The sequence below is a fragment of the Microbacterium sp. Leaf161 genome (assembly GCF_001423645.1).
GTDB classification, from domain to species: Bacteria; Actinomycetota; Actinomycetes; order Actinomycetales; family Microbacteriaceae; genus Microbacterium; species Microbacterium forte.
The window spans coordinates 1,479,556-1,502,896 of sequence record NZ_LMOW01000001.1 but is presented as its reverse complement, the minus strand read 5'-3'; the positions used below and the strand labels follow the sequence as shown (position 1 = coordinate 1,502,896).

Sequence of the window (23,341 nt, the reverse complement as noted above, 5' to 3'; positions counted from 1 at the left end):
CACACTCCTTGAGTCGACGGCGGTGGCGCCGAGAGGATCGGCGAGGTCAGGCGGGAACGGCGGCGAGCAGGCCGGCTCGCTCGAGAAGCTGCGCCAGATCGGCGTCGTCCTGCGCCGACAGGTCGTGCAGCGGCGGGCGGACGGGACCGACGCCGTGTCCGGTCAGACGGAGACCCGCCTTGACGATCGAGACGCCGAATCCCTTCCCGCGGTTGCGGATCGCGATGTACGGCAGCACGAAGCGCCCCAGCTTCTCGGTCACCGCGGCACGGTCCTGAGCGCGCACATCGCGGTAGAACTCGAGCGCGAACTCGGGGACGAAGTTGAACATCGCCGACGAGTACGTGCTCATGCCCATCTGCAGCAGCGGCAGCGCGTAGGTCTCTGCGGTGGGCAGACCGCCCAGGTAGAACAGGCGCTCACCGTTGCGCACGTAGACCGATGCCAGGTGCTCGATGTCGCCCGTCGCGTCCTTGAACCCGACGACGTTCTCGTGCCGTTCGGCGAGGATCGCCATCGTCTCGGCCGAGTAGATGGCGTTGCCGCGGTTGTAGACGATGATCGCGAGCTTCGTAGCCGCGGCGATCGCCGAGACGTGCTCGACGAGACCCGCCTGGTCGCACTCGGTGAGGTAGGGGGGCAGCACGAGGATCCCCTCCGCGCCGGCCTCCTCGGCCGCCCGGGCGTTCGCGATCGCGTGCCGGGTCCAGCCGCCGGCCGAGGCGAGCACCGGAACCTCGGGTCGCGACGACTGCACGGCCGCGCGGACGACCGCTGCGGACTCGGCCGCATCGAGACTGAACCCCTCGCCGGTGCCACCGGCGGCGAAGAGACCGGCCACCCCGAAGCTCGCCTGCCATTCCACGTGCTCGCGGTAGCGCTTCTCGTCGAATTCGAGCTCCGGCGTGAACGCCGTCGCGGGGAACGAGAGAAGACCTTCGCGAAGGTGGTCGGCCAGCTCGGTGGGCGTGAATCGTGCCACGGTGCACTCCTGGGGTGTCGCGCCGGTATCCGGCTTGGATCTGAACAATCGTCACGCTATGCGTGAAACGATGCGCCTACAAACCAAATGGTGGATGGATCAATGCGCCGTCTGCATCAGAGTGCCGACATCTCCGGCACCGGTGTCGGCAGCGGCCGACCGTCGAGGTGGGCCCGCAGGTTCGCGAGTGTGAGGTCTCGCATGTCGAGCCTGGTCTCGTGCGTGCCGCTGCCGACGTGGGGCAGCAGCGTGACGTCATCGCGGATGAGCCGCGCGGGCACGTGCGGCTCGTGCGCGAACACGTCGAGGCCAGCTCCCGCGATCCGACCGTCCTCGAGAGCGGCGATCAGTGCATCCTCATCGACGACCGAGCCGCGTGCGATGTTCACCAGGAAGCCGTCGGGTCCGAGCGCGTCGATCACCTCGGCATCCACGAGGTTCTCGGTCGCCGCCCCACCGGGAACCGCGATGACCACGACGTCCGATCGGCGCGCGAGGTCGACGGCCGATGCCACGTGCTCCCACGGCACGCCCTCGACAGGACGTCGGGTCGTGTAGAGGATCGTCGCGTCGAAGGCGGCGGCGCGTCTGGCGATCGCCTGCCCGATGCGGCCGAGGCCGAGCACGCCGACCGTGCTGCCCGAGAAACGACGTGTGAGTGGAAACCCGCCCGACTCCCAGGCGCCGTCGCGCAGGAACCGCTCGGAGGCGCCGAACCGGCGGAAGACATCGAGCATGAGCCCGAGCGCCGTGTCGGCGACGCAGTCGGTGAGCACGTCGGGCGTGTGGGTCACCCGGATGCCGCGGGCGACCGCCTGGGCGACATCCGTCGTGTCGTATCCGACGCCGAAGTTGGTCACGATCTCGAGGTTCGGGAGGGCGGCCATCAGCTCGGAGGGAACGCCGTTGCGACCGCCCGTGACGACGGCGCGCACCTTCGCGGCATCCGTCGGGTCGAGGGCTGCGAGGTCGTCGGGCAGGCGCACCACGGAGTACTCGTCCTGCAGCGTCCGCTCGAGAGAATCGAGCAGCGGCCCCGCCTGAGCGATGGAGCCGGGAGCGAACGGAGCGGAGGTTTCGGGAGAGTTGGTCATGGCGCGAGACTACGTCCGGCCAACGATGCAGTTCCATAAGCGAAGTTGCATGGATTGATGCGCCGCAAGCATCTATGGGGTGAGACCGGCGTAATCTCGCGGATCGCGACTCGGCCGACGGATGCCGCACGGCACCGGCCCTCGGCACCGGCCGCCGGTGCGGCCTTCGCACCTGTTGACGCTCGGGAGGCGGTCTGCGACATTCACAACGGGCCGACAGCCAACGAGGGCCGCGGCCGTCCCCTACCTGGAGGAACCCGATGAAGCTTTCTTCCCCCCGACGCAGAGGCACCCGGGCAGCCGCGGTCACTGCCGGAATCGCATCGATCGCACTGCTGGCTTCGTGCTCCGTCGCCAACTCGGAGTCGGAAGGCGGCGGCGAGGGCGGCGCGGGCGACACCCTCCGCGTCGTGCTCACGCAGGAGCCCCCGACCCTCGAGGCGTGCGACGCCAACCTCACCTCCACCGGCGTCGTCGTGCGCAGCACGGTCACCGAGCCGCTGGTCGAGCGCAACCCCTCGACGGGCGAGCTCGAACCGCTGCTGGCCACCGAGTGGGAGCAGACCGGCGACACGGAGTGGACGTTCACCGTCCGCGATGACGTCACCTTCCAGGACGGCACGCCGTTCGATGCCGAGGCAGCCGCCTACTCCATCGATCGCGCCGTGAACGGCGACCTCGGCTGCAACGTCGAGGGCTACATCTTCGGCGACGACGACCTCGAGGTCGAGGCGACCGACGCCACCACGCTCACGGTCACCACCCCGAGCCCCGACCCGATCCTCCCCCTGAAGCTGTCGTTCATCGAGATCGTCTCGCCCGAGACCTCGAACATCGAGTTCGTGCGCGAGCCGGTCGGCACCGGTCCCTACGCGATCGGCGAGTGGCAGGCCGGCACGAAGCTGACGCTCGAGCGCAACGACGACTACTGGGGCGACGCCCCGCAGTTCGCCGACGTCGAGTACCAGTGGCGCTCCGAGGGCACCGTCCGTGCCGCGATGATCACCAGCGGCGAAGCCGACATCGCCCTCGGCCTCAGTGCCGAGGACGGCATCGGAGACCTGGGCGTGAGCTACCCGAACAACGAGACGATCGCCCTGCGCTTCTCGGGCCAGACGGCTCCGCTCGACGACATCCGCATCCGTCAGGCGATCAACTACGCCATCGATCGCGAGGGCATCGTCTCGTCGCTCTACCCCGATGGCGACAAGGTGGCCGCGCAGCTGATCCCCGAGGGCATCGTCGGATTCAACGCCGACCTCGAGCCGTGGGAGTACGACCCCGAGAAGGCGAAGGCCCTGGTCGAGGAGGCTGCGGCCGACGGCGTCGCGGTCGACACCAAGATCCTCATGCCGGTGCGCACCGCGCAGTTCCCGAAGGTCAGCGAACTGGGCGAGGTGCTGCGCGAGCAGCTGGCGGCCGCGGGGCTGAACGTCGAGCTGCGCATGGTCGACACCACTCAGCACCTGCAGTACCAGCTGAGTCCGTTCGTCACGAACGAGGGTCCGATCTCGATGCTCATCCAGCACGGAAACCAGGCAGGTGACGCGCAGTTCACGGTCGAACAGTACATGCTCACGGGCGGCGCACAGGCCGAGTTCGGCGACCCGGCCCTGGACGAGCTCATCACCACCGCGCGGACCCTCACCGGCGACGAGCGCCAGGCCGCGTACGAAGAGGTCTTCGCCTACGAGCGTGAGAACGTCGTAGCCCTGGCCCCGATCGCGCACCAGACGGTCATGCTCGGTCTCGCCGACCGGGTGACCTACGAGCCCAACTCGTCGACCGGCGACGAGCTGCGCATCAAGGAGGTCTCGCTCGCGGGCTGACCGCGAGCGAGAGTGAGAGTGAGAGGCGGGCGACCATGTGGACCTACCTGAGAAAACGAATCCTGCAGAGCGCGCTGCCGCTGATCGCAGTCGTCCTGGGTGTCTTCGTGCTCGCCCGCCTCACCGGCGATCCGTCGCAGCTGTATCTGCCGCTGAACGCGACCGATCAGATGCGCGAGGACTTCGCGGCCCGCAACGGCTTCGACCAGCCGCTGTGGAAGCAGATGGGCGATTACTTCCTCGGAGTCCTGCAGCTCGACTTCGGTCAGTCGCTGCGCACCGGTGAACCCGCGGCCGAGATGGCGCTGCGCGCCTTCCCCGCCACCCTGCAGCTCGCCGCGGTCACGATGATCCTGGCGATCGTCATCGCCGTGGCGCTCGGCAGCTGGGCCTCGCTGAAGCCGAACGGCATCGCCGACCGCATCGTGAGCTTCTTCTCGATGACGGCGGCGAGCGTGCCCGACTTCTGGGTGGCCATCCTCGGCATCTGGATCTTCGCGATCACGCTGGGCTGGCTGCCGACCTCCGGCACCGACGGAGCGCTCGTCTGGATCCTCCCGGTCGCGACGCTCATGCTGCGTCCGGTCGGAGTGCTCGCCCAGGTCGTGCGCGGGTCGATGGTGACAGTGTTGGGTCAGCCCTACATCCAGGTCGCCCGCAGCCGCGGTGCCGGGCAGATGCACATCGTCTCGAAGCATGCGCTGCGCAACGCCGCAGCCCCCGCCCTCACCGTGGCAGGCGACCTGACCGTCGGCCTCATCAACGGCGCCGTGGTCGTCGAGTCGATCTTCGGCTGGCCCGGCATCGGCAAGCTCATGATCGACTCGATCCTGCAGCGCGACTTCGCGGTGCTGCAGGCCGCGGTGCTGATCACAGCGCTGGCGATCTTCGCCCTGAACATCATCATCGACCTCGGTTATGCACTGCTCGACCCGCGAGTCAGGCCGACGTCCGGCTCTCGCGCCCGTCGTCGCGGCCCGGGGGCGCTCTCCGACACGAAGGCAGAGGTGCTGACGAATGTCTGACAACAACGCATCGACAGTCACCGTCCTCACTCAGAAGGCGCGCGGAGCTCGGTCGTCCGGCCGCGCCAACCTCTGGCAGCTGCTGTGGAAGGACAAGGTCGCCGCATCCGCCGCCATCATCCTCGCGTTCATCGTGCTCACCGCGATCGTCGGTCCCCCGCTGTTCGGCGAGATCGCGCAGCGGCAGGATCTCGGGGCGCGCAACATGCCGCCGTTCAGCTTCCAGCTCGGCTGGGAGTACGCACTCGGCAGTGACTCGCTGGGACGCAGCCTGCTCGCCCGCATCATCACCGCGGCAGGCACCACCCTGGGTGTCGCCGCCGCGGCCGTGGTCGTCTCTGCGATCGTCGGATCGATCTGGGGCATGTGGGCCGGATTCCACCGCGGATGGCGCGAGTCGGTATCGATGCGCATCGCCGACGTCATCATGAGCTTCCCCTCGCTGCTGCTCGCCGTCGTGATCCTCTACGTCTTCAACCCGAGCGCGGCGAACATCGTGCTCGTGCTCGCGATCACGCGCATCCCTCTCTACCTGCGCACGGCGCGAGCGGATGCCGCCGAGCTGCGCTCCCGGATGTTCGTCGATGCCGCGACGAACTTCGGCGCCACGAACCGCGCCATCGTCTTCCGTCACATCGTCCCGAACGTGCTGCCGACTCTCGTCACGCTCGCCACGCTCGAGTTCTGCTACGTGATGCTGGCCGAGTCGTCGCTGAGCTTCCTCGGCATCGGCATCCAGCCGCCCGACGTCAGCTGGGGCCTCATGGTCTCGCAGGGGCGCCAGTACCTCGCCGAGGCGTGGTGGCAGTCGGTGCTCCCGGGTCTTGCGATCGTGATCACCACGGTCTGCGCCAACGTGCTGGCCGCGTGGTTGCGTCTCGCGACCGATCCCGGCCAGCGCTGGCGCCTGCAGAGCAAGAAGCGTCGTCGTGTGATCGGCTCGATCGCCGCGCGCCGCTGAGCCCCTGGTGACGGTCCTCGAGTTCATGCTGCTGGGTGCGGTGATCCTCGCCGCCGCCTGCATGCAGGGCTCGATCGGATTCGGCATGGGCATGCTGGCTGCCCCGTTCATCGCCCTCATCGACGCCACGCTGCTGCCGGTGCTCGTGATCATGCTGGCGATGGTCGTGACGCTGATCGTGGTGGTGATGGATCGCGCATCGCTCGACCTGCGAGGTGCCGGCTGGGCGCTGGCAGGCCGCGTGCCGGGAACCGTCGTCGGGGCGGGGCTCGTCGCCGTCATGTCGGCGACCGCACTGTCGTGGGCGGTCGCCGGCGTCGTGCTGCTGGGGGTCGTCATGTCGCTGCGCGGCTGGCACCCGCGGGTGACCAGGACGACGCAGGCGGTGGCCGGGGCACTGTCGGGCCTCATGGGCACGACGACGTCTGTGGGCGGCACACCGATGGCGATCATCTGGCAGGGGTCAGAGGGACCGCGGCTGCGCGGCACGATGTCGGCGTTCTTCCTCGTCGGGTCGTCGCTGTCGCTCGTGGCCCTGTTCCTGTGGGGCGCGGTTCCCGCGCATGCGCTCGCCACCGCCGCCTGGATGGCGCCGTTCGCCGTGGGCGGCGTGGTGCTGTCGCGGTTCGTGAACAGGTTCCTCAATCGGCGGCGCACGCGAGCGATCGCCCTCGGGGTATCCGCTCTGGGCGCCGTGACGCTGATCGCCACCCGCCTGGTCGAGATGTTCTGACCGGATGCCGAGGCTCTCAGCGCACCTCGGCCCTCCTGCTCAGCGAGCCTCGGTCCTCCTGCTCAGCGCACCTGACGCTCGAGGGGAAGACCGGCGTCGAGCAGGTCGATGTTGCGGGCGATGTCGGCGGCGCGCGCGGTGAAGACCTCGCTGGCGTGACCCGAGTGGTGCGGGGTCAGCACCACCCGGTCGAGCGCGGCGAACCTCTGCACGGCAGGAGGCGCCTCGGCGCCCTGCGGTGCATCCCACCACACGTCGATCGCCGCCCCTCCGATGCGCCCTTCTGCGAGGGCTGCGTACAGGGCGTCCTCGTCGATGAGCGCGCCGCGGGCGACGTTGACGATCAGCGCGTCGGCGTGCAGCTGCGCGAGCGCATCGGCATCGATCATCCCGCGCGTGCTGTCGGTGAGGGGTGCGGTGACCACGACCACATCGCTCTCGCGCAGCATCGGATGCAGCTGCTCTTCGCCGTACACGCGGTCGAGCAGCTCGGTGCCGGGTCCGCCCGCGTCCGGATGCCGGCGCAGGGCGACCACGCGCATTCCGAACGCCTTCGCGAGGTGGGCGACGGAGCGGCCGATCTCGCCATAGCCGATGAGCCCCAGGGTGCTGCCGGCGAGCGATCGGTGGTACGGCACGCCCGCCGGAGGAGAGCCCGGCACGGTGGCGATCGTGCGCCACTCACCCCGGCGCATCTCGGCGTCGGCCTCGAGCGCTCGACGGCGCAGCATGAGCGCCGTCATGATCACGTGCTCTGCGATCGCGGGGCCGTGATGACCGGTGTTGCACATCGGCACACCATCGGGCACGGCTTCGGCATCGATCCGGTCGACTCCGGCACCCGTCGCGTGCACGAGCCGCACGTGATCGGCGCCGGCCATGTCGTCGGTCGTGAGCCGCGAGCAGATCACCACGTCGGCACCGTCGATCGCGGCGCGCGCGGAGCCGGATACTCCAGGATCGGCGAACACCCACTCGTGCGGCCGCTCGGTGCGGCGCAGATCATCGGCGAACGCCGACATGATCGGGTCGGTGACCGCGATGCGCAACGGACGGCTCGCCGCGCTCACCAGCGGGGACTTTCCAGCACGTATCCGGGGTCGACCCGCTGCATGTAGCCGGTGTCGTCGCGCTCGCGGATGCCGCCGTCGAGGTACTGCCGATGCAGCCGCGCCAGCGCCTCGGGGTCGAGGTCGACGCCGAGGCCCGGTGCGGTCGGCACCGCCAGCGAGCCGTCGACGAAGCTCAGTGCGCCCTGCGCGATGACGTCCTCGTCCTCGCGCTTCCAGGGCCAGTGCGTGTCGCATGCGTATCCGACGCCGGGAGTGGCCGCGGCCAGGTGGGTCATCGCGGCGAGGCTGATGCCGAGGTGCGAGTTCGAGTGCATCGAGAGCCCCCACCCGAGAGTCTCGGCGAACCCGGCGAGCAGGCGCGAACGCTCGAGCCCTCCCCAGAAGTGGTGGTCGGAGAGCACGATGTCGATCGCGCCGAGGCGCACCGCCTCGGGGATGTGCGAGAACGCCACGACGCACATGTTGGTCGCGAGCGGCAGATCCGTGTGGCGGCGCACCTCGGCCATGCCCGCAAGGCCCGGGGTGGGGTCTTCGAGGTATTCGAGCACGTCCTTCAGCGCGTCGGCGACCCGCAGCGAGGTCTCGACGGTCCAGGCGCCGTTCGGATCGATGCGCAGCGGGTGATCGGGAAACTCCTCGCGCAGCGCCAGGATCGCCGCGATCTCGTCGTCGGGTGCGAAAACCCCGGCCTTGAGCTTGAGCGCGGTGAAGCCGTAAGTGTCGACGATGCGCCGCGCCTGCGCGACGATCCCCTCGGGCGTGAGGGCTTCGCCCCACTCGTCGACGGACCCTCCCGGATGACCCGCCCACTTGTAGAAGAGATAGCCGCTGAACGGAACGGCATCGCGCACGCGCCCGCCCAGCAGCTCGCTCGCCGGCACCCCGAGCAGCTTTCCGCGGATGTCGACGGTGGCGACATCGAACGGCGAGAGCACGCGGTCGCCCGTGCTGGTGCCCGTGACCATGCCCGACATGCCATGCCCACCGCGGATGCCGTCGCCGGCCACGCTGCGTTCGACCCGCGCGCGCAGATCATTGGTCGCGAACACGTCGCATCCGAGCACCGCGTCGGCGGCGACCTTCATCCGCTGCAGGTGCGCACTGTCGCCATAGGTCTCGCCGAGCCCGACGACCCCCGACTCGGTGGTCACCTGAACGATGGCGCGCAGCGCCAGGGGCTCGTGCACGCCGACGGTGTTGAGCAGTGGTGGGTCCTGGAAGGCCACGGGCGTGATGCGGACGGACCGCACCGCGTTCTCGGCCAGCCGCGTGGCAGCAGGGACAGACAGCAGGAGCTCTTCGGACATCACGCCTCCGTTGGTGAGACTCCGGGGACTCCGCATCAGCGGATTCCGCGTCATCGAGTTTCTCCGACACTATGGTGGGGACAGATGCGCAGACAAACCAAAAGTCGCACTGATTGATGTCGGGAGTGGATCGATGATCTCGCTGGTACAGCTCGAATGCTTCATCGCCGTGGCCGAAGAACTGCACTTCGGGGCGGCGGCGACACGGCTGAAGATGACCCAGCCGCCACTCAGTCGTCAGATCCAGCAGCTCGAGCGCGAGCTCTCGACCAGGCTGTTCGACCGCACCAGTCGTCGTGTGGCGCTGACCCAGGCCGGGCGCGCGCTGCTTCCCAACGCGCGCCGCCTCCTCGACCTCGCGGCGAAGGCCGTCTCGGATGTGCGCTCGGTCGGCGAGGGCGCGGCCGGCACCGTCACGATCGCGTACACGGCGATGGCGGGCCAGGCGGTCGTGCCCGATCTGCTGCGCCGCGCGTCAGCCGAACTGCCCGGCGTCACGCTGCTGCTGCGCGAGCTCGTCTCCCTCGACCAGGTGGAGGAGCTCGAGAAGGGCACGGTCGACATCGGCCTGATGCGGCCGCTGCTCGCCCGACCGCAGATCAGCAGTCGCGCGGTCTACCGCGAGCGCCTGTCGGTGGCGCTTCCGAGCGATTCGGCCCTCGCGCAGCGCGGCGAGCCACTGAAGCTCATCGACCTCAAAGACGAGTCGCTGCTCATGTACTCGCCGAGCGGCGCACGGTACTTCCACGACCTGCTGCTGTCGATGTTCGTGGCGAGCGGGGTGCATCCGCACATCGTGCAGTACGCCGGGCAGGTGCCCGCGCTGCTCGCGATGGTCAGCGCCGGCATCGGGTTCACGCTGGTGCCGGAGTCCGCCGAGCGGATCTCCCCCGACTCGGTGACGCTGCTGCCGATCAGCGACGCCGATCCGTCGTCGCGGGTGAACAGCGTCGAACTCGACATCGCGTGGAACGCGGAGTCTCACAATCCGCTGGTCGAACGACTGCTGAGCCTGGTCGACGAGGTGGATGACTCCGCGTGATCGATGCAGCGAGCGCATAGCCCAATGCCGATGTAGGGCTTGATCAGGATGAATCCGCACGCCTAGCGTGAACGGAAGATGATCAGTGCTGATGGCACGACCCGTGCTCGATGAGGAGGACGCATGCCGAACGACGTCGCCGCGACCGCCGATGAGTCCGCTCGACTCGGCGAGTCCGTGAACCCGACGCCCAGCGGGCAATCCGCCGTGCGTGATGACATCCTGCGTGTCGAAGATCTGCGCGTCGCCTACCGGATCGGCGACCGCGAGGTCGATGCGGTGCGGGGCGTCGACCTGAGCGTGGGTCGCGGCGAGGTGGTCGCGATCGTGGGCGAGTCGGGCTCGGGCAAGAGCACCGTCGCGCAGTCGATCATGAATCTTCTCGCTCCCAACGCCGAAGTGGTGAGCGGGCGCATCGAGTTCGAGGGCGAAGACCTCATTCCGCTGAGCGAGCGGCGCTGGCGCAGCATCCGCGGACGCCTGATCGGGCTGGTGCCGCAGGATCCGGCGCTGTCTCTCAATCCCGTGCGGCGCGTGGGCGTGCAGGTGGCGGAACCGCTGCTCGTGCATGGACTCGCCACGAAGCACGACGCTCACGATCGCGCGGTCGAACTGCTCGAGATGGCAGGGCTGACGTATCCTGCCGAGCGGGCGAAGCAGTACCCGCATCAGTTCTCGGGTGGCATGAAGCAGCGCGCGCTGATCGCGGGAGCACTGGCCGCGCAGCCGAGCCTGATCATCGCCGATGAGCCCACGAGCGCGCTCGATGTGACGGTGCAGAAGCAGATCCTCGACCATCTCGCGAACCTGACCCGAGAACTCGGAACGGCGATCCTGCTCATCACCCACGATCTGGGGATGGCGGCCGAACGGGCCGACCGGGTCATCGTCATGAAGCAGGGCGAGATCGTCGACTCCGGGCCCGCAGAGCAGGTGATGAACGCTCCGACGCACGAGTACACGCGCAAGCTCATCGCCGCAGCGCCCCGGTTGAGCGCGCACGAGCGGCGGACTGCATCGACCACGGCCCGCATCGAGTTCGGCAGCGAGCCGATCGTGCGGGTGACCGAGCTGACCAAGATCTTCCCGCTGCCCAAGGGCGCAGGCGACCGCCGCACGCTCACGGCCGTCGACGCCGTCTCACTCGAGGTGCGCCGCGGCGAGACGCTCGCCGTCGTGGGCGAATCCGGATCGGGCAAGAGCACGCTCGCGCGACTCGTGCTGCGCCTCGAGGAGCCGACGTCGGGATCGATCTCCTTCGCCGGCGAGGACATCACGCACCTCAAGGGCGAGAAGCTGCGTCAGCTGCGGCGGCGGTTCCAGATGGTCTACCAGAGCCCGTTCGACTCGCTGAACCCGCGCATGACGATCGAGCAGCTCATCACCGAGCCGCTGCTGTCTTTCGGCGAGGGCGATCGACAGTCACGGTCGAAGCGCGCTCTCGAGCTGTCGGAGCAGGTCGCTCTCCCCGACGGGATGCTCGGCCGCTTCCCCGACGAGCTCTCCGGCGGCCAGCGACAGCGCGTGGCGATCGCCCGCGCCCTCGCGCTCGATCCCGAGTTCCTCGTGCTCGACGAGGCGGTCTCGGCGCTCGACGTGTCGGTACAGGCGCAGATCCTCACGCTGCTCGACGAGCTGCAGCGCGAGCGCGAGCTGACCTACCTCTTCATCACGCACGACCTCGGAGTCGTCGCCGAGACGGCCGACCGCGTCGCGGTTCTCAAGAACGGAAAGCTCGTCGAGTGCGGTGACGCGACGCAGATCTTCACGGCTCCGCAGGAGGAGTACACCCGGATGCTGATCGAGGCCGTGCCCGCTTTCTCCGCCTGACGCGGTCCCCGGTCGTCGAGCGAGCCGTCGTCGCCCCCGGTCGTTGAGCGAGCACGGCGAAGCCGAGCGAGACGAAACGCTCCCACACCGGCTCACCACGTTTCGTCTCAGGCGACTTCGTCGTCTTCGCTCAACGAACGGAACCCCCCGGTCGTTGAGCGAGCACGGCGGAGCCGAGCGAGACGAAACGCACCCATCGAACGGCGCAACGTTCACTTCGCACTCCCCCTGCGTTCACCTCCGCCGCCTATCTTGAGTGCGGTCGCGCGAACGCGGCTAAGAAACAGACAGATCGTTGTACATAAACCACAACTCCGGGGTAGAGTCAGATCAGACATACCTCGATGACGAGAAAGGCGACCATGGTCGACATCCGAAAGAAGCGCTGGTCTCTCCTGGGAATCGCTGCGGTGGCGGCCGTGACCCTGACCGGCTGCGCAGGCGGCAGCACCGAGACCGAAGGCGGCTCGAGCGACGGCGGGTCGGATGCGACCCTCATCGTCTACACGAACTCGAACAGCGACGGCCGTGGTGAGTGGATCACCGAGAAGGCCGCGGATGCCGGCATCGACATCGAGATCGTGGGCCTCGGCGGCGCCGACCTCACCAACCGCATCATCGCCGAGAAGAACAACCCCGTCGGCGATGTCGTGTTCGGTCTGAACAATATGTTCTTCGAGCAGCTCAAGGCCGAAGAGGCGATCACCGCCTACGAGCCCGAGTGGAGCGGAGAGGTCCCCGCCGACGCGGGCGACCCGGCCGACGGCGCCTTCTGGCCGCTCGTCGAGCAGGCCATCGTCACGGTCTACGACGAGAACAAGATCACCGACGCCCCCTCCGACGAGGAGGACCTCTGGACCGAGAAGTACGCGGGTCGCTACGAGGTCAACCCGGCACTGGGCCAGGCCACCCCGCAGCTCGTGCTCGCCAGCATCCTGTCGCGTCACCTCGATGAGGACGGCGACCTCGGCGTCAGCGATGAGGGCTGGGACCTCGTCGAGGCGTACTACGCCAACGGCTCGCCCGCGGTCGAAGGCACCGACCTCTACGCCCGCATCACGCGGGACGAGATCGACTACGGCGTGCTCCCCTCGAGCGGCATCGCCGCCCGTGACGAGGAGTACGGCACCAAGACCGGCATGATCATTCCCGACTACGGCGTGCCGTACGTCACCGAGCAGATCGCGCAGATCAACGGCACCGGCAACGAGGCCAAGGCGCAGGAGTTCATCGACTGGTTCGGCAGCGCCGAGGTGCAGGGCGAGTTCGCCGCCGAGTTCAACTCGATGCCCGTCAACGAGGGTGCGGTCGAGCAGGCCAACCCCGAGGTCGTCGAGCTCATGGGCACTCTCGACCGTCAGGACATCGACTTCGGCTTCGTGAGCGAGAACCTCGGAGCGTGGGTCGAGAAGGTCACGCTCGAGTACATCGGCTGATCGAGCCTCCACACCCCTCATCCAGGACTGACCGGAAAAGACACATGATCCGTTTCGAAGATGTCGAGGTCGCATTCGGCGATCACCATGCGGTCTCGCACCTCGATCTGGAGATCCAGGAGGGTGAGTTCTTCACCCTCCTGGGTCCGTCCGGATGCGGCAAGACCACCGCCCTGCGCACACTCGCCGGATTCGTCGAGCCGACCGGCGGGCGCATCCTGATCGGCGGGCGCGATGTCACGCGCGTGCCGAGCGAGAAGCGCGGCGTGGGCATGGTGTTCCAGAACTACGCGCTGTTCCCGAGCATGAACGTGCGTGAGAACATCGCGTTCGGCCTCTCTGTCCAGAAGACGTCGAAGGCCGACCAGCGCCGGCGCGTCGACGAGATCGCCGACCGCACCGGGCTCGCGCAGTCGCAGCTCGCGAAGAACGTGTCGGAGCTCTCGGGCGGGCAGCAGCAGCGCGTGGCCATCGCCCGCGCGCTCGCGCTGACCCCCAGCATCCTGCTGCTCGACGAGCCGCTGTCGAACCTCGACGCGAAGCTGCGCGTGCAGCTGCGTGAGCAGCTGAAAGAGCTGCAGCGCGAGGTCGGCGTGACCACGGTCTACGTCACGCACGATCAAGAAGAAGCCCTCACCCTCAGTGACCGCATCGCCGTGCTCGATGCCGGCACGCTGCAGCAGGTGGGCACTCCCGAGGAGATCTACGACCGCAGCGCGACGCCGTTCGTCTGCCGGTTCATCGGCGAGAACAACCGTCTCAGCCCGGCGCAGATCACGAGCCTCGGCGGCGGACTGGATGCCACGGCAGAGAGCTATGTGCGGCCCGAGAAGCTGCACCTCGCCGAGGCGCACGACAGCTCGACGGCATCCGCCTCGCTCGATGGCACCATCGTCGACCGCACGTACCACGGCAGCCACAGCGTCTACACGGTGACGGCAGAGGATGCCGCGCTGCGCGTCAGCGTTCCGGCTGCGGCGAGCGCCCGCCAGTGGAACCCGGGCGACGCGGTGCGCGTCGACGTGGATCCTCGCTGGATCCTGCAGTACCCGGCGGCATGACATGTCGGATGCGCAGAAGCCCCAAGACCCCTCAAGCCCCGCGGTCCCGCCCTCAGCGGCCGTGACCGGAGAAGCCGGCTCCTTGACGACCCACGCGGTCGTCGAGGGTCAGACGGCGGGACCGCGGCTCCGTAAGAGAGGACGCCCCGGCAGCGTGAAGGCGATGCTCCTCTCGCCGCTCGCGTGGATCACGGGAATCATCGTGATCTGGTTCGCCGCGGCGTTCCTCGTGCTGCCGAACGCCGCCCTGCTCGGCGTCACGTTCTTCCCCGACGGGCAGTTCAGCATCCGCGCCGTCGAGAAGCTGTTCGGCAGCGAGCGTGCGCTGAAGACGCTCGGCAACAGCTTCGTGCTCGCGATCACCCTGTCGATCACGGTCAACGTGGTCGGTGTGTTCATCGTGCTGGTGACCAAGTACTTCCAGGTGCGCGGAGCCAAGGTGCTCTGGCTCGGCTATGCCACGACCCTGATCTACGGCGGCATCGTGCTGGCCGCCGGATACAACTTCATCTACGGCCGGTTCGGGTTCTTCACGAACATGATGGTCAACTGGTGGCCCGACATGGACCGCGACTGGTTCTCGGGCTACTTCGCCGTCGTCTTCGTGATGACGTTCGCGACCACGACGAACCACATGCTGTTCCTCTCGTCGTCGCTCGGCAAGGTCGACTACGCGTCGATCGAGGCGGCGAAGCTGATGGGCGCCTCGACCTGGACGATCCTGCGCCGCATCGTGCTGCCGGTGATGAAGCCGATGCTGTTCGCCGTCACGGTGCTCACGTTCCTCATCGGGCTCGGGGCGCTGACGGCTCCGCTCGTGCTCGGCGGGCCCGACTTCCAGACCGTCGCACCGCTGATCATCGATCTCTCGCGCAGCCCCATCACGCGTGACATCGCGGCACTGCTCGCAATCGTGCTCGGCATCGCGACGATCATCCTGCTCGCGATCATGAACCGCTTCGAGAAGTCGGGCGTGTACTTCTCGGTCGCCAAGGTGGCGACGCCGATCCAGAAGCAGAAGATCCGCAACCCGTTCGCGAACGTCGTCGTGCACGTCATCGCCTACCTGCTGTGGGTGATCTACCTGATCCCGGTCGTGCTGATCGTGATCTTCTCGTTCGTCGATGCGCGCAGCATCCTCGCCGGCTCGATCACCCTCGACAGCTTCACGCTCGACAACTACATCACGGTGTTCTCGAGCGCCGAGGCGATCCGTCCGTTCATCGTCAGCGTCGTCTACAGCGCCGTGGCCTCGATCGTCGTGGTCGGCGGTCTGCTGTTCGTGGCGCGGATGCTGCAGAAGCACCGCAACCTGCTGACGACCGCGATCGAGTACGTGCTGCACATCCCGTGGATCCTGCCGATCGTGCTGATCGCGCTCGCCCTCGTGACCGCGTTCGACGAGCCGCGGGCGATCGTGGGCGGATTCGTGCTCACCGGCACGCCGATCCTGCTGCTCATCGCCTACATCTGCGTGAAGATCCCGTTCACGCTGCGCCTGCTCAAGGCCGGGTTCGCATCGGTGCCCGATTCGCTCGAAGATGCCTCGCGCATCCTCGGGGCGAAGTCGCTGACGACGTTCCGCAAGGTGCTGGTGCCGCTGGTGCTGCCGACGGCCGCGGCGATCACGGCGCTGAACTTCAACAGCCTGCTCGACGACTACGACGCGGCGATCTTCCTCTACCACCCGCTGTTCAAGCCGCTGGGTGTGGCGATTCAAGAGAGCACGCGCGGCGAGAACAACCTCGACGCGATGCCGATCACGTTCGTCTATACAGTGCTGCTCATGATCATCATGGGTGTCACCATGTATCTCGTGTATGGACGAGGTTCGCGCGCCGGAGCGCCCCGCAAGGCGAAGAAGGCTCGCGCGTGAGTGGTGCATCGCCTTCGGATGCTCCGGGGCTGCGCGTCACTGTCAGTGATGTGGCCGCGGCCGCCGGGGTGTCCCGCGCCACGGCGACCAGAGCGCTGAAGGGCGAGGGGCGATTTGCTCCCGAGACCCAGGAGCGGATCCTCGCCGAGGCCGAGCGCCTCGGATATGTGCGCAACACGATGGCCGCCGAGCTCGCCGCCGGTCGCACCGGCACGGTCGGGCTGATGCTGCGCGACGCGAGCAACCCGGCATACGGTCTGCTGTTCTCGCGGCTGCAGGATGAGGCGCACAGGCGTGGCCTCGACCTCGTGACCGTGACGATCGGCGCCGACGTGCAGGGCGCCGAGCAGGTGAACGCGCTGCACCGGCTGCTCGGCATGCGGGTGGCCGGACTGATCGTCGCGACCGGAGGCATCACCGCCGCACAGCTCGAGCCGTTCGCCGACCAGGTGCCGATCGTGCGCGCGGGGCGGGTCGAGACGGCGGAACGGATTCACACCGCGCACTATGACGATCCGGAGCACGGGCGGATGCTGGCGTCGCACGTGTTGTCGCTGGGGCACCGTCGTGTGGTCGTGCTCTCTGGCGCGGAAGATGTGTCGTTTGCGGAGCATCTGCGGGCGTCGGCGATGGAGTCGACGTTGGTTGCCGGCGGCGCATCAGTGACTCTGGTGTCGGCGGGGGCGGCGCCGACAGATGGAGTGGATGAGGCGCTGGAAGCCGTGCGCGACGGGGCGACGGCTGTGATGTGCGCGTCGGACTATCGGCAGCTCGCGGTCATGCGCGCTCTGCGTGCTGCGGGGTTGTCTGTGCCCGGGGATGTGAGCGTGACGGGGTGCGACGGCATCCTTCCCGGTGCCGACCTGCTTGGGCTGACGACGCTGCGGATTCCGGTCGAGGCCGTTGCGGCCGCGGCTGTGGAGACGATGCAGCTTCTTCTGAGTTCTGACGCCGACTCTGCGCCGACCGTCCGGCAGCCGTTTGTCGGAACCCTCGTGCCCGGGTCGACTGCCGCGGCCATCTGACTTCTGTCCTGTACTTGTTCGTCGTCTCACTGGAAGAGAAATGATCCTCACCGAACACTCTCGCCCATCGCACACCTTCGTGCACATCTCCGATACGCACCTTCCCGGTGAACGCGCGCCGCTGTATGGCAGCGGGGCGGACGCCGATGCGAACCTGGCTTCTGTGCTGTCGCGGCTGGTGTCTTCCGGGCTTCGCCCTGACGCTCTGTTGTTTACCGGCGACCTCGCGGATCGAGGGGACGCATCGGCGTATCGGCGGTTGCGGGAGTTGGTTCTGCCCGCTGTTTCTGCTTTGGGCTGCGATGTGGTCTGGGCTATGGGCAACCACGACGAGCGCGGGGCGATGCGGGCGGAGTTGGGGCTCGCCGGTGGCGCTTCGGATGCTGTGGTCGAGGTGCGCTGGTTCGGTGGGATGCGGGTGATCGTGCTGGATTCGACGGTTCCCGGGCACCACTGGGGGCGGGTCGATGAGGCGCAGTTGGAGTGGTTGTCGGCTGAGCTGTCTACGCCTGCGCCGGAGGGTTCGCTGCTGATGATCCATCACCCGCCGCTGCCGACGGTGCTCGACCTCGCGGTGACGGTCGAGCTGCGCGAGCAGGCGGCGCTGGCTGCGGTGCTGGCGGGGTCTGATGTGCGGGGGATCCTGTCGGGACACGTGCACCACCCGTCGTTCGGGACGTTCGCCGGGATTCCGGTGGCGGCCGCGTCGTCGAGTGCGTACGGGCAGGATCTGGCTCAGCCTGTGGGAGCTACGCGCGGGCAGGATGCTGCGCAGGGGTACAACCTCGTGCACGTGTACGACGGGACCATCGTGCACTCGGTTGTGGGGCTTGAAGTCGGTGCGGACGTTGGGGAGCCGGTTGCGGCGGAGGAGGCCGGGCGAAGGATTGCTGGGCGGGGGATCTCCTGGCGGGAGCGGCACCCCGTTCGTTGAGCGAGCCCGGCGAAGCCCAGCGAGACGAAACGAGCCGAACGCGAAGACGCCGCTCACCATGGACATAAGAATCAGCGCACAGCGAGGATGCGCCGCAGCCTATGCGCGGCTGCAGCGTAGGCCTCGTCGACCGAAAGCCCTGGCGCGGGCATTCGAACCATCCGATAGCCCATCATCGGCGCCACGAGGTCGCGCAGGAGATCGTTGTACGCGCGTTGACGAGCCCGGCCATGCGACCCGGGAAAGCCCTTCGCGACCTTTGACGCTCGGTATCTGTCGGCTTTGGGACTCCACCGTCCACACAGTTCGGCATACCGGTCACGATCGACCGAGTCGCTAGGCGCCGCCCGACGTGTGAGCAGTCGGAATGAAGTGAAATGCTGCATCTCGTCCACCTCCACCATCGTTCTGGATTCGAGGTGAAGGAGATCGCTCGGCAACGAACCCCAGCGCTTGGAACGTTGCTCGTCTTCGTTGCCCCCGAGATCATCGAATGCCCGCTGCAACACCGGCATTGCCGATGTGGCCGCCTTCGGGAGGCTGAAATGACCGTGAGTATTGAGCCAGTCGACTCGCGGCATCGCCACGAGTGCGACCCCGTTAGTAGCGGCCGACTCCGCGACCGCTCGCTCCACGTCGCCGACAGCCACTAGGTGACCTTCCGGTCACCCTGCGAGCGACGTGGCACATGTTGACGAACGTCTGCGGCCTGCTGCTCATCCAAGATCCACAGAGTATTTTTGGGGTGCTCAGGGTATCTCTTCCTCAGATACTTCCGGACAACTATCCCCGGGCTACTTTCACCCTCGTATCCGAGTTCCTCGGCCAGCTCGCGCGGTGTGTGATGTGTCATGTCGTTGACCATACTCGATGCCTTCGTTGACCGCAGTGGACTCCGATGTTTTGCTTGACCAGCATTTTGTTCGTGGTGCCATCGGTGCTCACGCCCGCTCCCAAGGAACTTAACCAGAACTTTAGTCGACGTCTGCTGACGCAGAATCTCGGAAGCCGAGGTCGGTGCGGATGACGCAGCCGTCCCAATATGATTCGGACATGGGACACAAGGAACCAATGACGATTGCCAGCGCTCTCCGACAGATCCAGGATCGCACGCTCATTCTTCCCGCGATCCAGCGGGAGTACGTGTGGAAACCGTCGCAAGTGATTCGAGTTTTCGATTCCGTGATGCGTGGATACCCCGTCGGGAGCTTCCTGTCTTGGAAGGTTCTGCCAGAGACCATTAGCGAGTTCAAGTTCTATGGCTTCATGCGCGACTACAACGCATTCGACAACCGCCACAACCCAGTCGTCGATATTCCCACAGACCGCGAGGTGGTCGCGATCTTGGATGGTCAGCAGAGGCTGACGTCGCTGAACATCGGTCTCCGCGGTACATACGCCTATAAGAACCATGGCGGATGGGCCAACAAGTCTTGGTCGTACCCGGAACGCCAGCTCTACCTGAATCTCGCGGGTGAGGCACCGGAGAACGAGCTCGGCCTCAAGTACCACTTCCAGTTCCTTACGGGCAAAGACGTCGACGCGTCGCGTGATGACGACAGCAAGATCTGGCTGCCCGTGCCCGAAGTCTTCGAGGCGTCAGAGATGTCCTCCCTGATCCAGCTCCTGGCGAAGTACGGCGTGGGCAATGATCCCGTCGCTTCCGGGCTCGTCAGCAAGCTGTGGGATGCGATTCATAAAACAGCCAGCCTCCATTTCTATGAAGAGACCGAGCAGGACATCGAGCGTGTCCTGGACATCTTCGTGCGCGTGAACTCCGGCGGGACGGTGCTGTCGTACAGCGATCTCCTCCTCTCGATCGCCACTGCGCAATGGGACGGCGATGCGCGTGCGGCCGTCCATGGCTTGGTGGATGAACTCAACCAGACTGGAAACGGTTTCAGCTTCTCTCGTGACACAGTGCTCAAGTCAGGGTTGGTGATCGCCGACGTCGGCGATATCGGATTCAAGGTCAAGAACTTCACTTCGGCCAACATGGCGAAGCTCGAGGCGGGATGGGACTCACTGAGCACCTCTCTCCAGGTCGCAGTCGGGCTGCTGAGCGACTTCGGGCTGTCAGGCGGGTCGCTCACGGCGGACAGCGTTCTGATCCCCGTCGCGTACTACGTGCACCACCGCGGGCTAGGCCACGCTTATCGGGAGTCACCGAAGACCCGGGAGGATCGGGAGGCCCTGCGTTCATGGGTGTTGCGCTCACTGATCGTGCGCGGGATCTGGGGATCCGGGCTCGACACATTGCTGCGCGATCTGCGCGAGATCATCCGGTTCGAGGGTGACGAGGCGTTCCCTGTCGCCGCCATCGAGCGTGCGATGGCGCGCCGCGGTAAGTCGCTCGCGGTGACGGACGCGCTCGTCGACGACGTCCTCAGCCTTGAGTACGGGCGACCCCGTACCTTCGCCGTGCTCGCCGCGCTGTTCCCCCACGTCGACACGCGCAACCAGTTCCACGTCGATCACATATTCCCATCCGCACTCCTTGACCCGAAGACGCTGAATCGTCAGGTAAATGAGGACGGAGAACTGGCCTTTTCCCCGTCTCAGGTCGACGAACTCATAGAACTGAAGGACCAGTTGCCGAACCTAGAGCTTCTCCCCGGCCTGGAGAACATCGGAAAGCTGGCAGCCACTCCTGCTGCATGGCTGTCTGACAAGTACCCCTCGCCAGAGGAGCGGGCCTCGTTCCTCGACAGGAACGCCCTACCTTCCACCCTTCCGAGTTCCGCAGAAGAGTTCATTGCCTTCTTCGATAAGCGCCGATCCAACCTCGAGGCGCGAATCGTCAAGATGCTGACGCCGACGACCCACATTCCCGGAGGCGCTTCGGAAGCGTCCTCAGATCTTGACGAGGAATTGGTTGAGGGTGACGACACCGACTGAGGCCTGAGGTAGCGGAGTGAGGACGCATCTAACGAGGCGCCTCGAGGAGCGGATGCGCTTCACCGCTTCTAGCCGATGCCATCTCGTTGTGTCGGGTACTGGGTCAGATGGCGATGGAATCGAAATCCCTTGTCTGTCACAAAATGTCACGGCACCGGAATGCCCTCGCCCTCTGGCACGTCAGTGATTAGGCCAGAGAAGCTTGGGGCGACTAGGCCATCGGCAATAAGTGAATCGACAACACCATCGAGGACGGGCTCCAAATCCTCCGATGTCCCGCCTCTGCGCCCGATCTCCCGCAGAGGCTTATACGGGTACTCGCGTTACGCGCAGATGGTGGCGTAGCGGCACTTTCAAGTTCCACAAAGAGCCCGATTTTTCTGCCGCCGTCAAACCTGGATCGTACGTCGTGGAACCGACGATGCACCCCCAGCCGCCTCACTCAGGTCCGCGTCTCAGGATAGTGGTGAACGATCAACGGCAGTGGATGCAACGGGCAGTTCGCAGACGGACTCGAGCAGCAAGCATTGAGGAGCGACGCTTCAGTCGAAGTTACGCCTCGCGCTCTCCCATCAACGATTTCTTGGCCCTACGCTTGTCCTGCGAATAGACTTCAAGAGTTCGAGTTCGAGTTCGAGTTCGACCGAGCGAGGGCGCATTGTATCCGAAAGTCATCGCCGATTTTCGTGCGGAGGGGATAATTTAGGATGAGCATCTACACGGGCTTCGAGGGGTACCGAGATCCGACAGAGAATGAAGTGCTCGCGCACCTAGAAAGCTGTCCAATCATTCTCGATACTAACGTCCTCCTGGACATCTACACGTTCGAGGAGCCAGCACGGCTGTTGGCGCTCGAAGTGATTGACTCGGTGCGAGATCGAGTCTGGATTCCGCATCAGGTCATGCGCGAGTTCTGGCGGAATCGACACAGCGTGATTGCTGACCTTGCGGCCCCCGCGCAGCCGATTGACGGCGTGAGGCAAGAGCTGCTGGCGATCGTCAATTCCCTGAGGCCGGATCGGGAGCGCCCTGAGGACATTCAGGCTATGCGTGACACCGTTGAGGCTCAGCTGAACGATCTGTCCGACGCAATAGAAAAGGCCCGCGGCGCTCCGTTGAATAAGGACCAGCTACTGAACGACACGAGCCTTGATCCAGTACTGGAGAAGCTCGAGGAGACGCTCAACACCCGAGTCGGATCCTCGTTTGAGGAAGAGGAACCGGCAATGGTTGCTGAAGGCCTGCGCCGCTTCGCGATGCAGATTCCGCCTGGCTATAAAGACGGCGAAGAGAAGCGCGATCAACTTCCAGAGCAAGGCACCGGAGATTTTCTGCTTTGGGAGCAGACGCTCCGTCACATATCATCTCTCGGCCCCCAGGAGTCATTCGTTCTCGTAACGAACGACGCTAAAGAAGACTGGCGAATTGCTGTCTCCAAGCCCCGCAAGCGATCTCTTGGCGTTCGCCCCGAACTAGTCGCGGAGTCCCTCGCGCGCACAAATGCCCGACTGGTACTCCTACAACAGAGCGACTTCTACCGCCTCATGACCCGACTCAGCCAAGTGGACGTCGCTGTTTCGGATTCTCTAGTGGAGGCAAGCACCCGAACGGCCAGTGCACCCGCCGACTCATCGGTGGCCCCCTGGTCGCATGCCGCCTTCCGAAGGCTCGTCGCGGAGCTTCGCGCTTCGGGAAGCGAATTGCAAGCTGACGTGATTGCTCTAGCTGCGAGAGCTGGCGGATTCATTTCGCGCGCCGAGATTTACGAGTTTGCCGGTTTCTCGGAGGACCGCTCCTTGCGAAGATTCGCGCTGCCGGCGCAGCGAGTCACGCTAAGCCTCGTCGAGGACGGCATCGTCGCCGAGAACGCAGATGCTCCACTTGAAGCTGTGTATGAGGGACAAGGGCGAACGATCGGATATCGGGTGCCTCCCGAGTTCGTCGAGTATGAGAGCCAGGAACAGAATCAGCTCAGCTGGATTCAGGCGGCTGCTCAGGTGGCGGCAAGCGATCCACGCCGCGTATGGTCCATCGCCGAACTCGTCGAACAGATCGGCCGGCTTGGGCTCCGCGACCTCCGAAGCGCTCGAACCCCGGAAGCTACATTGCGGCGCGACCTGTCACTTCGTGACACCGCATACTTCGAACAAGCTGATGGAGGTTTCCGTCTGCGCAGCAGTGCTGTCATGGCTGAAGGGGAGCGTGAGCCGTCCGATCGGGATAGCGGCTGACCAT

General features: G+C 66.2%; 18 protein-coding genes. 13 read left to right on the top strand and 5 right to left on the bottom strand.

Annotated features, from left to right (window positions below):
• Positions 1-46: 46 nt before the first annotated feature.
• Positions 47-982 (bottom strand): 5-dehydro-4-deoxyglucarate dehydratase, encoded by a 936-nt coding sequence (locus ASF87_RS07375; RefSeq protein ID WP_042540707.1) that lies wholly within the window; start codon positions 980-982, stop codon positions 47-49.
• A 116-nt stretch (positions 983-1,098) separates the two neighbouring features.
• Complete coding sequence (locus ASF87_RS07370; RefSeq protein ID WP_056375312.1) at positions 1,099-2,076, bottom strand: 2-hydroxyacid dehydrogenase; 978 nt, start codon at positions 2,074-2,076, stop codon at positions 1,099-1,101.
• Positions 2,077-2,336: 260 nt separating this feature from the next.
• On the opposite strand from ASF87_RS07370, the gene ASF87_RS07365 reads away from it, so the two are divergent.
• From ASF87_RS07365 to ASF87_RS07350, 4 genes are read left to right on the top strand one after another with little or no spacing between them, the layout of a single operon-like run.
• Positions 2,337-3,905, top strand: coding sequence for an ABC transporter substrate-binding protein (locus ASF87_RS07365; RefSeq protein WP_056375310.1), 1,569 nt, complete (start codon positions 2,337-2,339; stop codon positions 3,903-3,905).
• A 35-nt stretch (positions 3,906-3,940) separates the two neighbouring features.
• On the top strand, positions 3,941-4,930 hold the full coding sequence (locus tag ASF87_RS07360; RefSeq protein WP_079112023.1) for an ABC transporter permease: 990 nt from the start codon (positions 3,941-3,943) through the stop codon (positions 4,928-4,930).
• A complete protein-coding gene (locus tag ASF87_RS07355; protein ID WP_042540704.1) occupies positions 4,923-5,891 on the top strand; it encodes an ABC transporter permease in 969 nt (322 codons plus the stop codon). The genes ASF87_RS07360 and ASF87_RS07355 overlap by 8 nt, the downstream gene beginning before the upstream one ends.
• Positions 5,892-5,898: 7 nt before the next feature.
• Positions 5,899-6,624 (top strand): sulfite exporter TauE/SafE family protein, encoded by a 726-nt coding sequence (locus tag ASF87_RS07350; protein ID WP_056375308.1) that lies wholly within the window; start codon positions 5,899-5,901, stop codon positions 6,622-6,624.
• Positions 6,625-6,686: 62 nt separating this feature from the next.
• On the opposite strand, the gene ASF87_RS07345 is transcribed toward ASF87_RS07350, so the two are convergent.
• A complete protein-coding gene (locus tag ASF87_RS07345; protein WP_235558900.1) occupies positions 6,687-7,694 on the bottom strand; it encodes a 2-hydroxyacid dehydrogenase in 1,008 nt (335 codons plus the stop codon).
• Positions 7,691-9,004, bottom strand: coding sequence for a glucarate dehydratase family protein (locus ASF87_RS07340; RefSeq protein WP_082508791.1), 1,314 nt, complete (start codon positions 9,002-9,004; stop codon positions 7,691-7,693). Before ASF87_RS07340 ends, ASF87_RS07345 begins: the two co-directional genes overlap by 4 nt.
• Positions 9,005-9,137: 133 nt before the next feature.
• On the opposite strand from ASF87_RS07340, the gene ASF87_RS07335 reads away from it, so the two are divergent.
• The 7 genes from ASF87_RS07335 (at position 9,138) to ASF87_RS07305 (ending at position 18,208) form a co-directional block, all read left to right on the top strand.
• The gene (locus ASF87_RS07335) at positions 9,138-10,046 is read left to right on the top strand and encodes a LysR family transcriptional regulator (RefSeq protein WP_042540702.1); all 909 of its coding nucleotides are present in this window, start codon (positions 9,138-9,140) and stop codon (positions 10,044-10,046) included.
• A 123-nt stretch (positions 10,047-10,169) separates the two neighbouring features.
• Positions 10,170-11,876: a dipeptide ABC transporter ATP-binding protein gene (locus ASF87_RS07330; RefSeq protein ID WP_082508790.1), complete on the top strand. Its 1,707-nt coding sequence runs from the start codon at positions 10,170-10,172 to the stop codon at positions 11,874-11,876.
• 362 nt (positions 11,877-12,238) lie between these two features.
• Positions 12,239-13,312 (top strand): extracellular solute-binding protein, encoded by a 1,074-nt coding sequence (locus tag ASF87_RS07325; protein ID WP_056375306.1) that lies wholly within the window; start codon positions 12,239-12,241, stop codon positions 13,310-13,312.
• Positions 13,313-13,356: 44 nt separating this feature from the next.
• Entirely contained in the window at positions 13,357-14,373 is a 1,017-nt protein-coding gene (locus tag ASF87_RS07320) for an ABC transporter ATP-binding protein (protein ID WP_056375304.1), read from the top strand.
• A gap of 82 nt (positions 14,374-14,455) precedes the next feature.
• Entirely contained in the window at positions 14,456-16,249 is a 1,794-nt protein-coding gene (locus ASF87_RS07315; protein ID WP_327037339.1) for an ABC transporter permease, read from the top strand.
• On the top strand, positions 16,246-17,274 hold the full coding sequence (locus ASF87_RS07310) for a LacI family DNA-binding transcriptional regulator (RefSeq protein ID WP_082508789.1): 1,029 nt from the start codon (positions 16,246-16,248) through the stop codon (positions 17,272-17,274). The genes ASF87_RS07315 and ASF87_RS07310 overlap by 4 nt, the downstream gene beginning before the upstream one ends.
• A gap of 40 nt (positions 17,275-17,314) precedes the next feature.
• A complete protein-coding gene (locus ASF87_RS07305) occupies positions 17,315-18,208 on the top strand; it encodes a metallophosphoesterase (protein WP_056375301.1) in 894 nt (297 codons plus the stop codon).
• Positions 18,209-18,279: 71 nt separating this feature from the next.
• Here the strand turns inward: ASF87_RS07305 and ASF87_RS07300 are convergent, their stop codons facing one another.
• Positions 18,280-18,858 (bottom strand): DUF7255 family protein, encoded by a 579-nt coding sequence (locus tag ASF87_RS07300; protein WP_056375299.1) that lies wholly within the window; start codon positions 18,856-18,858, stop codon positions 18,280-18,282.
• A gap of 403 nt (positions 18,859-19,261) precedes the next feature.
• Between ASF87_RS07300 and ASF87_RS07295 the strand changes: the two genes are divergently transcribed.
• Together ASF87_RS07295 and ASF87_RS07290 are read left to right on the top strand one after the other, a co-directional pair.
• Entirely contained in the window at positions 19,262-21,106 is a 1,845-nt protein-coding gene (locus ASF87_RS07295; protein ID WP_056376393.1) for a DUF262 domain-containing protein, read from the top strand.
• Positions 21,107-21,813: 707 nt separating this feature from the next.
• Entirely contained in the window at positions 21,814-23,337 is a 1,524-nt protein-coding gene (locus ASF87_RS07290) for a PIN domain-containing protein (protein WP_056375298.1), read from the top strand.
• Positions 23,338-23,341: the final 4 nt, after the last annotated feature.